This window comes from Curtobacterium sp. PhB190, assembly GCF_004365385.1.
Classification (GTDB): Bacteria; Actinomycetota; Actinomycetes; order Actinomycetales; family Microbacteriaceae; genus Curtobacterium.
Genome location: NZ_SODN01000003.1, coordinates 211,628 through 221,762, shown reverse-complemented (window position 1 = coordinate 221,762; position 10,135 = coordinate 211,628). Strand labels below are relative to the sequence as shown.

Sequence of the window (10,135 nt, the reverse complement as noted above, 5' to 3'; positions counted from 1 at the left end):
AGTGGTGCTCGCCTCAGTGCTCGCCTCAGTGGAAGAAGTGGCGCTCGCCCGTGAAGTACATCGTGACGCCCGCGGCCGTCGCCGCGGCGATGACCTCGTCGTCGCGGACGCTGCCACCGGGCTGGGCCACCGCGCGCACACCGGCGTCGAGCAGCACCTGCAGGCCGTCGGCGAACGGGAAGAACGCATCGGACGCCGCGACGCTGCCGGTCGCGCGGTCACCGGCACGGTTCACCGCGAGGTGGCACGAGTCCACCCGGTTGACCTGGCCCATGCCGACCCCGACGCTCGCGCCCTGGTTCGCCAGCAGGATGGCGTTCGACTTGACCGAACGGCTCGCCTTCCACGCGAAGGACAGGTCGGCGAGGGTCTGGTCGTCGGCGGGCGCGCCGGCGACCAGGGTCCACGTGGACTGGTCGAACGCCGTGAAGCGGTCGGCGTCCTGCACCAGGAAGCCGCCGGAGATCTGCTTGACCTCGCGCGGCGCCAGGGCGAAGTCGGCCGGCAGCGTGAGCAGGCGGATGTTCTTCTTGCGCGACAGGATCTCGAGCGCCTCGGGCTCGAAGCCCGGGGCGACGACGACCTCGGTGAAGATGTCCTTCACGGTCTCCGCCATCGCCACGGTGACCGGACGGTTCGCGGCGATGACCCCACCGAACGCCGACAGCGGGTCGCAGGCGTGCGCGGCGGCGTGGGCCGAGGCGATCGGGTCGGCGGCGTCCGCCGGGGCGATCGCGATGCCGCACGGGTTGGCGTGCTTGATGATCGCGACCGCGGGGGTGTCGAAGTCGAACGCCGCACGGACGGCCGCGTCGGCGTCGACGTAGTTGTTGTACGACATCTCCTTGCCGTGCAGCTGCGTCGCCTGCGCGATGCCGGCGCCGTCGGTGCTCGTGTACAGCGCGGCTGCCTGGTGCGCGTTCTCGCCGTAGCGGAGCGTGGCCGACAGGTCGGCGGTGAAGCCGAGGTGCTCGTCGAACGCGCCGGGCGTCTGGATGTCGCCGCTGGTCGTCGGCGCCGCAGCGGCCGCGACGACGTCGCTGGCGAAGTAGGACGCCACCGCGGTGTCGTACGCCGCGGTGTGCGCGAAGGCCTGGGCCGCCAGACGCTTGCGGAGCTCGAGCGAGGTGCCGCCGGCGCGGACGGCCTCGACGACCTCGGCGTAGGACGACGGCGAGACGACGATCGCGACGTTCGGGTGGTTCTTCGCCGACGCACGGACCATCGCGGGGCCGCCGATGTCGACGTTCTCGACCACGGTCGCGGTGTCGGCACCAGAGGCCACCGTCTCGACGAACGGGTACAGGTTCACGACGACGAGCTCGAACGCCGCGATCCCGAGGTCGGCGAGCTGCTGCTCGTGCGACTCGAGGCGCAGGTCGGCGAGCAGGCCCGCGTGCACCGAGGGGTGCAGCGTCTTGACCCGGCCGTCGAGCGACTCCGGGAACCCGGTGACGCTCGCGACGTCGGTGACGGCGTACCCGGCGTCACGGATCGTTTGGGCGGTGGACCCCGTCGACACGATCTCGACACCCGACTCGGCGAGGGCACCGGCGAGCTCGAGCAGGCCGGACTTGTCGCTCACCGAGATGAGTGCGCGGCGGACCGGCACCACGTCACGGTCGCGGTAGAGGCTGGGGTCGGCTGCGTGCACGCTCATGCGCTCGGGGTGCCCTTCAGGTCGGTGGTGCCGTTGGCGATGTCGAGGATGGTCTGGATGAGCAGGCGGCGCTCGACCGGCTTGATGCGGTCGTGCAGCGTCGACTCGGAGTCACCCGGGAGCACGGGGACGCGCTCCTGGGCCAGGATCGGGCCGGTGTCCACGCCGTCGTCGACCGCGATGACGCTCGCGCCGGTCTCGGTGACGCCGGCTGCCAGGGCGTCCCGCACGCCGTGGGCGCCGGGGAACTCGGGCAGGTACGCCGGGTGGGTGTTGATGATGCCCGGGGCGAACTCGGACACCACGGCCGGGGGCAGCAGGCGCATCAGGCCGGAGAGCACCAGCAGGTCGGGCGACCACGGGCGGATCTGCTCGGCGAGCTCGTCGCCCCAGGCCGCGCGCGAGTCGAAGCGCGAGAACGGCACCGTGAAGGTGGGGATCGAGAACTCCTCGCCCAGACCGAGACCCTCGGCATCGCGGTCGGCACCGATGGCGACGACACGGGCGGGGTACTCGGCGTCGAAGGTCGCTTCGAGCAGGGCTCGGAGGTTCGACCCGGTACCGGAGATCAGGACGACCAGTTCGAGCACGGCACCAACCCTACCGGGACCCGCGCGGCATGACGTCGGCGCTAGCGATCGTCCTTCGGACGGCGCCACCAGGGCAGCTCCTCGTCGGGGATCTGGTCGGTGACGTCCCAGTTCGTCGGACGGGCCGCCTGGGTGGGAACGGCTGCGGGTGCCTCGGGTGCGGCCGGTTCGTCGTCGACGTCGTCCCGTCCGGCGACGAACTCCTCGGTGCTCCACGGGAACGCCGGCTGCGCGTCGGTGTGGTCGGGCGTGGACGTCGACGTGGCGGGCCGTTCCGGAGCGGGCGCGGGGCGCTGAGGCTCGGCGTCGGCACCGGTCACGCGGTCGCGGAGTCCGCCGGCGCGGTCGCGGAGTCCACCAGCTCGCTCGCGGAGTCCACCGGCACGCTCCCGCACACCGTCGGCGGCACCGTGCAGTCGATCGCGCAGTGCACCCATCGCGGCACGTCCCGACGAGCGGGGCTCGGTCGGGCTCTCATCCGCCAGACGCTCCGAGGCGACGGCGTCGGTCTTGGCCCAGGCCGGCAGTTCCACGTCGTGGTCCGGGTCGCGCGGGGGCGTCCGAGGCGTTGCGACGGGCGCCGGCGCGACTGGTTCGTCGGCGATCGGTTCCGTCGGGCTGGTCACAGCGGCGCGCGGGCGGGCAGCGGTCGACCCGTCGTGGGGCTCCTCGACCACGAACCGGTGCACGTCGGTGGTCCGTCCCGCGCCGGCCTGGTCGAGCGCGGCGAGGAGCGATCCCGTCCCGGCCCCGGCTCCGCTGCGGTCCGCGTCGTCGTCGTCCGCCTCGGTCCAGCGCTCCCGTGTCCAGCCCCGGTCCGGCAGGCGGACGAGGTCGCTGCCCGCGGCGAGGGCGATGACCGCCGGCAGGCCGATCTCGAGCGCGGCGAACCCACCCACCACCAGGGCGTGCGGGCCGACGTCGGCCAGTCGTCCGGGGCCGAACGATCCGGACGACACCCAGGCGATCAGCCCGGTCAGGACACCGGCGACGATGCCCGTCGCGACACCGGCGAGCGCCCGGTGGAGTGCGGAGTCGGCGCTCCCCAGCGCACGGACGAGTCGCGGGCGCATCGAGCCGCCGATCGCGAAGCCGGCGATCACCGGCACCAGGATCCAGACCAGGCCGAAGGTGTGGCCCGAGGTCGGCAGTGCGCCGAACACCGGCAGTCCGGGGATCGGTCCGAGGGTCGTGGCGATCGGGGACACGCTCGAACCGGTGCCGATGGCGAACCCGGGGCCGATCAGCCACGACGTCGCCCACCCGACGAAGTCCGGCAGGAACGCGAGCTGTCCGACGGTGAGGGCGATGCCGCCGATCACACCGGCGTGGGACTGCTCGTACAGGGTGATGACCTCGGCGAACGAGGTGAAGAGCAGCAACGCGACGACGACCCCGGCGAACGCGACGACGACTCCGGTGGCGGCGGTCCCGGCACGGAGACCGAACCCGGCGATCGCACGCCAGAGCACGGGCACGCGGTCGAGCAGGTCGAGCACACGCTGAGTGGCGGGGTCCGCCGGCAGGTCGCGCCGTCGTCGGCAGACCTCCGAGCTGATGAGCGCCGGGATCCCGAACCACAGCGCGGGCAGGACCACGGCCTGCCAGATCGTCGGCTGTGTGGCAGCGGAGGTCGACGACAGCGCGACGCCCAGGCCGAGCGCCGCGACGACCGCCGTTCCGACCAGCAGGCCGGTGGTGCGGTGCTCGGTCTCCGCGAAACGTCGACCCGCACGGGCGCCGAGCCAGGCGGTCACGACCGCGAAGCCGAGCGCCGCGAGCGTCACGTGGATGGGATCGGCGGCACCGCTGACCCCGGAGCTCTTCGCCAGCGCGGACCCGAGCAGGAACGAGACATCGACGCCGTGGCCGACGAGCCAGACGCTGCCGGTGGCCTTCCAGAACACGTCCCAGTCGATCTGCAGGCCGTACTCGAAGCCCCACAGCAGGGTGAGCGGCACCAGTGCGATCCCGATGCCGACGCCGACCGTCACGACCGCCTCGATCGCGGCGAGCAGAGCGGTTCCCAGGCGGTTCATCGCAGCGAGGATACGTGAGCCGACCCCCGAACGACGGGAGGCTCGGCGCGGAACCCGCACCGAGCCTCCCGGCTTCGTCCCGACCGTGTGCCGGGCGATGGCCGCTAGCGGGCGGCGACGACCTCACGCAGCAGCGCAGCGGTCTCGGACGGCGTCTTGCCGACCTTCACGCCTGCGGCCTCGAGCGCCTGCTTCTTCGCCTCGGCGGTGCCGGCGGAACCGGACACGATCGCTCCGGCATGGCCCATCGTCTTGCCCTCGGGGGCAGTGAAGCCCGCGACGTACCCGACGACCGGCTTCGTGACGTGCGCCTTGATGAACTCGGCTGCGCGTTCCTCGGCGTCGCCACCGATCTCACCGATCATCACGATGGCCTCGGTCTCGGGGTCGGCCTCGAACGCGGCGAGCGCGTCGATGTGCGTCGTCCCGATGACCGGGTCGCCGCCGATGCCGATGGCGGTCGAGAAGCCCAGGTCCCGCAGCTCGTACATCATCTGGTAGGTCAGGGTGCCCGACTTCGAGACGAGGCCGATCGGGCCCTTGCCGGTGATCGTCGCCGGGGTGATGCCGACGAGCGACTCCCCCGGGGTGATGATGCCGGGGCAGTTCGGGCCGATGATGCGGGTCGTCCCGCCGAGCGCCTTGGCGTGCGCCCAGAACTCGGCGGCGTCCTGCACCGGGATGCCCTCGGTGATGACGACGACGAGCGGGATCGCGGCGTCGATGGCCTCGAGCACGGCGTCCTTGGCGAAGGCCGGCGGCACGAAGACGATGGAGACGTCGGCACCGGTGGTGTCGATGGCCTCGCGCACGGTGCCGAAGACGGGCAGCGACACGTCACCGTGGGTGACGGTGGTGCCGGCCTTGCGGGCGTTGACGCCACCGACGACCTGGGTGCCGGCCTTGAGCATGAGGGCGGTGTGCTTGGTGCCCTCGCCGCCGGTGATGCCCTGGACGATGACCTTGGAGTCCTTGTTGAGGAAGATCGACATGGTCAGTCCCTTCAGGCCGCGGCAGCGGCGAGTTCGGCGGCCTGCTCGGCCGCGTCGTCCATGGTCGCGGCGACGGTGACGAGCGGGTGCGCTGCCTCCGCCAGGATCCGTCGGCCCTCTTCCACGTTGTTGCCGTCCAGGCGCACGACGAGCGGCTTGGTGGCCGCGTCGCCGAGGATCCCGAGGGCGGCGACGATGCCGTTCGCGACGGCGTCGCAGGCGGTGATGCCGCCGAAGACGTTCACGAAGACGCTCTTCACCTGCGGGTCGCCGAGGATGACGTCGAGGCCGTTGGCCATGACCTCGGCCGAGGCGCCGCCGCCGATGTCGAGGAAGTTCGCGGGCTTCACGCCGCCGTGGCGCTCACCGGCGTAGGCGACGACGTCGAGCGTCGACATGACGAGGCCCGCACCGTTGCCGATGACGCCGACCTGACCGTCGAGCTTGACGTAGTTCAGGCCGTGGGCCTTCGCCTTGGCCTCGAGCGGGTCCTCGCTGGCGGAGTCCTCGAGGTCCTTGTGCGCGGGGTGGCGGAAGTCGGCATTCTCGTCGAGCGAGACCTTGCCGTCGAGCGCCAGGATCTGGCCGTCGCCGGTGCGGACGAGGGGGTTCACCTCGACGAGCGTGGCGTCCTCGCCCTTGTAGACGTCGTAGAGCTTCGAGAAGACGTCGGCCACCTGGTCGACGAGCTCCGCCGGGAACCCGGCCTGCTCGGCGATCGCGCGACCGGCGGCCGCGTCGATCCCGGTGAGCGGGTCGACCTCGACGCGGGCGAGCGCCTCGGGCTTCTCGACTGCGAGCTGCTCGATCTCCATGCCGCCCTCGACGCTGGTGAGCGAGAGGTAGGAGCGGTTGGCCCGGTCGAGCAGCACGGAGAAGTAGAACTCCTCGGCGATGTCGGCGCCCTGGGCGATCATGACGCGCTGTACGGTGTGGCCCTTGATGTCGAGCCCGAGGATCGCCTGGGCGTGCTCGAACGCTTCGTCGGGGGTCTTCGCGACCTTGACGCCGCCGGCCTTGCCGCGCCCACCGACCTTCACCTGGGCCTTGACGACCACGACGCCACCGATCTTCTCGGCCGCCGCTCTCGCCTCTTCCGGGGTGTCGGCGATGATCCCCTGGAGGACGGGGACGCCGTAGGACTCGAAGAGGTCCCTGGCCTGATACTCGAAAAGATCCACGCTGTTCTTCTTCCCGCACGGTTCGTGCGATCGGCATCGGTTTCCCGGTCGCGCACTCCACATCGAGGGTCGCTCGATGTCGAGACAACGGCCGTCACGCAGCCTAGCGCGGCGACATGGACGTCGAGACAACGGGCGGCGCGGGACGCAGGGGAAGGCGCGGTCGCTCGACCACCCGTCGGCGACCGCGCTCCACTCCCCCGAGCACCGGCAGTGTGCACGGCCGTCGTGACGGGGAGGTGTCCCGGAGGTGAACTCGCGCACCCTGGACGCCGCTCTCACCGACCCGGCGTACACCGGAAGGCCCGAACCACCGGATGGCCCGAACGAAGGAGCGCGCATGACCGCGGAACAGAACCAGCAGGCACAGGAACGACTCGGCGAGATCCTGGAGGCGCGGGCCTTCGACCGATTCCCCGAGGTGTGGGCCGAGGACGTCGTGGACCACGACCCCGCGCCCGACCAGCAGCCCGGTCTCGCGGGGATCGTCGACTTCTGGACCGAGTTCACCACCGCGTTCCCGGACCTCACGCTCGAACCCGACCCGCTCGTCGTCACGGACGACTACATCACCGCGGTGTTCACGATCCGCGGCACCCACACCGGTCCGTTCCAGGGCCACGCGCCGACGGGTCGCACCTTCGAGGTCCGCGGCATCCAGGTCTCGAAGTTCCGTGACGGCAAGATCGCCGAACGCTGGGGCGCGACCGACGAGAAGGGTCTGGCGGAGCAACTCGCGCTCGGCTCCGGCGACGTCCACTTCGTCAGCGCCTGAACACCACACGACACCCGGCACCACCCACACCCAGGAGGACACCATGAGCGATCCCGGCATCAGCCCCGTCGACGACTTCGAGGCCCAGCAGCGCCGCGACGACGACATCGACCGCGAGCACGTCGGCCCGTACGAGGTGGACGAGTCCGAGGAGTCCCTCGAGACCGTGACGAACGACGCCGTCGCCGGCGAGACCGTCGAGCCGCAGCGCGGTGACGGTACCGACGACGGCCCGACCGGCGGCTCCCCGCGCGAGGGGTCGCCCGACCTGTGGGAGCACGACGCCGACGAGGACCGGCCGGACCTGGGGGGCGACCTCGGCACCAAGCCGCTCTGATCCGCACCGCCTGATCAGCGCCTCCCCAGGGATCCGCGGAACACGGCCCGTAGCATCGGGCCGTGTTCCGTCGTGTCCGAGCCAGCGTCCGCAGCATGCCGTCGGCCGCCCGGCTGGTGGCGATCGCGGCGATGCTGCTCGTCGCGGCCTCCGCACACCTCGCCGCGCAGTCGGAGCCGGCAGGTCGATGGGTGCCGCTCCTCGCGGTCGCGGTGGTCGGAGCCGTCGTCACCGGAGCACCGAGCCGCCTCTGGCCGCTCCCCGCGATCTGGCTCGTCGCGACCCTGCTCGCCCTGACGGGCGACGTCCGGGTCGACGGCACGTACCTGGTGGCCGCCCTCGTGACCGGCGCGGTCGCGCTCGTCGCGGCGATCGTCGCTGATCTCGTCCCCGTCCTGCGGGCGCGACGCCGACGGGGTGGACCGTGACCACCCCACGGCCTGGAGGCCCGGTGCCGGGCCCGCCACGTCCCTCCAGTCACGGCCGTCACCCCGCTGGCGCGGTGCGCCGGAACCGGCTGGTGGGGCCCACCTCCCGTCCGTCGTCCGGTCGCGTCCACGACCGCAGCCTGCGTCGGTTCCTCGGTGACAGCACACCCGTGGCCGCGGGCGGCCGCGCCATCCTGCTGCAGATCGCCGACCCGGTCGTCGCGGCGGGGGTCCGCCGGCACTCGGACTTCGCCCGTCGACCGCAGCAGCGGCTGGCCCACACCCTGATGTTCGTGTACGCCGTCGTCTCCGGCACGGAGCAGGACGCCGCGATCGCCGCGGGTTTCGTGAACCGTGCCCACGCGCCCGTGACCGGCGCGGACGACGTCGACCGGCAGCTGTGGGTGGCCGCGACCCTGTTCGACTCGGCTCGTCGGGCGCACGACCTGTTCGGCGCTCCCGTCACGGCGGAACGCGCCGAGGCCGTGCTCGCCGCGTACGCCCCGATCGCGACGACGCTGCGGGTGCCCGCCGAGCGCTGGCCGACCTCGGTCGCGGCCTTCGACGAGTACTGGGCCGACGCCCTCGAGCGGCTCGAGGTCACCGACGACGCCCGCGGGGTGGTGCGTGACCTGCTCCACCCGCGGTTCGCGCCGCTCTGGGTGCGTGCCGCGATGCCGCTCGTCCGGATCGTCACGGTCGGGATGCTGCCGGAACGGCTGCGGACCGCGTACGGGTTCGCGTGGGGGCCGCGCGAGCACCGTCGGTTCCAGCGGACGGTCGCCGTGGTCAGCGGCGTGCGGTCGGTCCTGCCCGGGGCCCTGCTGCGGCTGCCGGGTCCGCTGCTGCTGCGGGCGATGCGCCGGACGGCCGGGCGACACGCCACGGTACGGTAGCGGGCATGTCGGTCGACCACTTCGCCATCACGGTCCCGCGCTCCTGGTTCGAGCTGCCCGTCGAGCCGGAGCGCCGCGACGACCGGATCAGCGCCCTGGTGCAGGAGCGCATCGAGGACCAGCGCGAGCTCTGGGACCACCGGACCGAGATCGTCCGGGCCCTCCGTCGGTTCGCGCGGTCGGCGTGGGACAGCGGTGCGCGGTACTGCGCGGCCTTCGCCGAGCCGAGCGAGGACGGCATCGTCTCCGGCGCCCTGACCGTCACGGTCCTGCCGGCGCCCGAGGCCGGGGGCGACCCGCTCGCCGCCCTGACCGACCACGTCGCCGCGCTCGGCGGTGACGACGACGGCATGCACGTCGACGTGCACGAGGTCCCGCGCGTCGGTCGGGTGCCGCGCGTCTGGGGCGTCTCGACCGTGCAGGCGCCGGACGGCCGCGGCTCGTTCGACGTCGTGCTGATGCAGACGTTCGTGCCGGCCGGTGACCAGGTCGCGCTGGTGAGCGTGTCCTCGCCCGCGACCGACCTGGCCGAGCCGCTGTACGAACTGTTCGAGACCGTGACCGACACCTTCGAGCTCATCGACTCGGCCACCGTCGGCGGCGGGGTCGACTGATGCGGATCTGGCCGTTCCGGAAGCGTCGGAAGCCCGTCGAGCCCGTCGTCGAGCGGGTCACCGTCGACGACCTCGCGCGGATGGCGCAGCGCGGCGAACTCGCCCGCGCGGTCGTCACGCCGCCGCCGGCTCCCCGCGCCAGCGCCGACCGGGTGCGGGCGACCGTCGCGCAGCTGCCCGGGCGTCCCCTGGGCTCCGCCGGTGGCACGGCTCGCCGTGACGCGGCTCCGGCCCGGCAGACCGCGGCGGCCGTCCTGGTGCTCGACGACCACCAGCGGGTGACCGTGTCCGGTGGCGGGCTGATCGGCCGTGACCCGGCGAGCGCCCACCCGGACGGCGGCTACGCGCACATGATCGCGCTCGAGGACCCGGACAAGCTGCTCAGCCGCACGCACCTGGAGTTCGGCTTCGGTGCCGAGGGGTCGCTCTGGGTGCTCGACACGGCGTCGGCGAACGGGGTCGAGCTGCAGCGGCCGGGGTTCCCGGCGACGATGGTGCCGCCGGCGCAGCGCACCGTGGTGCAGCCGGGCGACGTGGTCGTGTTCGGCGGCCACACGCTGCGCGCCGAGCCGCAGACCGCGCTGGTCGGCGAAGCCCCACTCGGCTGACGCCGAGCGGCGCGG

Annotated in this window: 11 protein-coding genes; 6 read left to right on the top strand and 5 right to left on the bottom strand. The window is 72.6% G+C overall.

The features are described from left to right. Window positions 1-25: 25 nt before the first annotated feature. From purH to sucC, 5 genes are all read right to left on the bottom strand, one after another. Window positions 26-1,660: a bifunctional phosphoribosylaminoimidazolecarboxamide formyltransferase/IMP cyclohydrolase gene (gene purH / locus EDF47_RS06370; protein WP_133937294.1), complete on the bottom strand. Its 1,635-nt coding sequence runs from the start codon at window positions 1,658-1,660 to the stop codon at window positions 26-28. Beyond that, a complete protein-coding gene (purN, locus tag EDF47_RS06365; protein ID WP_123936914.1) occupies window positions 1,657-2,250 on the bottom strand; it encodes a phosphoribosylglycinamide formyltransferase in 594 nt (197 codons plus the stop codon). Before purN ends, purH begins: the two co-directional genes overlap by 4 nt. Before the next feature lie 41 nt (window positions 2,251-2,291). Then, a complete protein-coding gene (locus EDF47_RS06360) occupies window positions 2,292-4,289 on the bottom strand; it encodes a DUF6350 family protein (RefSeq protein WP_133937296.1) in 1,998 nt (665 codons plus the stop codon). A gap of 104 nt (window positions 4,290-4,393) precedes the next feature. Further along, the gene (sucD, locus tag EDF47_RS06355; RefSeq protein WP_123340958.1) at window positions 4,394-5,281 is read right to left on the bottom strand and encodes a succinate--CoA ligase subunit alpha; all 888 of its coding nucleotides are present in this window, start codon (window positions 5,279-5,281) and stop codon (window positions 4,394-4,396) included. An 11-nt stretch (window positions 5,282-5,292) separates the two neighbouring features. Further along, window positions 5,293-6,462 (bottom strand): ADP-forming succinate--CoA ligase subunit beta, encoded by a 1,170-nt coding sequence (gene sucC, locus EDF47_RS06350; RefSeq protein WP_123671459.1) that lies wholly within the window; start codon window positions 6,460-6,462, stop codon window positions 5,293-5,295. A 340-nt stretch (window positions 6,463-6,802) separates the two neighbouring features. On the opposite strand from sucC, the gene EDF47_RS06345 reads away from it, so the two are divergent. The 6 genes from EDF47_RS06345 (at window position 6,803) to EDF47_RS06320 (ending at window position 10,120) form a co-directional block, all read left to right on the top strand. Then, complete coding sequence (locus EDF47_RS06345; RefSeq protein WP_123293224.1) at window positions 6,803-7,237, top strand: ester cyclase; 435 nt, start codon at window positions 6,803-6,805, stop codon at window positions 7,235-7,237. A gap of 43 nt (window positions 7,238-7,280) precedes the next feature. Further along, window positions 7,281-7,574: a hypothetical protein gene (locus EDF47_RS06340; RefSeq protein ID WP_131877586.1), complete on the top strand. Its 294-nt coding sequence runs from the start codon at window positions 7,281-7,283 to the stop codon at window positions 7,572-7,574. Between the two features lie 62 nt (window positions 7,575-7,636). Next, window positions 7,637-8,002: a hypothetical protein gene (locus EDF47_RS06335; protein ID WP_131877588.1), complete on the top strand. Its 366-nt coding sequence runs from the start codon at window positions 7,637-7,639 to the stop codon at window positions 8,000-8,002. Between the two features lie 92 nt (window positions 8,003-8,094). Continuing rightward, complete coding sequence (locus tag EDF47_RS06330) at window positions 8,095-8,898, top strand: oxygenase MpaB family protein (protein ID WP_165901384.1); 804 nt, start codon at window positions 8,095-8,097, stop codon at window positions 8,896-8,898. A 5-nt stretch (window positions 8,899-8,903) separates the two neighbouring features. Next, window positions 8,904-9,512, top strand: coding sequence for a hypothetical protein (locus EDF47_RS06325; protein WP_111085350.1), 609 nt, complete (start codon window positions 8,904-8,906; stop codon window positions 9,510-9,512). Beyond that, the gene (locus tag EDF47_RS06320) at window positions 9,512-10,120 is read left to right on the top strand and encodes an FHA domain-containing protein (protein ID WP_123293218.1); all 609 of its coding nucleotides are present in this window, start codon (window positions 9,512-9,514) and stop codon (window positions 10,118-10,120) included. Before EDF47_RS06325 ends, EDF47_RS06320 begins: the two co-directional genes overlap by 1 nt. Window positions 10,121-10,135: the final 15 nt, after the last annotated feature.

Coding starts and splice junctions, on each gene's coding strand:
- sucD (WP_123340958.1), bottom strand. CDS start 5,281: ATGTCGATCTTCCTCAACAAGGACTCCAAGGTCATCGTCCAGGGCATC.
- purH (WP_133937294.1), bottom strand. CDS start 1,660: ATGAGCGTGCACGCAGCCGACCCCAGCCTCTACCGCGACCGTGACGTG.
- EDF47_RS06320 (WP_123293218.1), top strand. CDS start 9,512: ATGCGGATCTGGCCGTTCCGGAAGCGTCGGAAGCCCGTCGAGCCCGTC.
- EDF47_RS06325 (WP_111085350.1), top strand. CDS start 8,904: ATGTCGGTCGACCACTTCGCCATCACGGTCCCGCGCTCCTGGTTCGAG.
- EDF47_RS06345 (WP_123293224.1), top strand. CDS start 6,803: ATGACCGCGGAACAGAACCAGCAGGCACAGGAACGACTCGGCGAGATC.
- EDF47_RS06360 (WP_133937296.1), bottom strand. CDS start 4,289: ATGAACCGCCTGGGAACCGCTCTGCTCGCCGCGATCGAGGCGGTCGTG.
- EDF47_RS06340 (WP_131877586.1), top strand. CDS start 7,281: ATGAGCGATCCCGGCATCAGCCCCGTCGACGACTTCGAGGCCCAGCAG.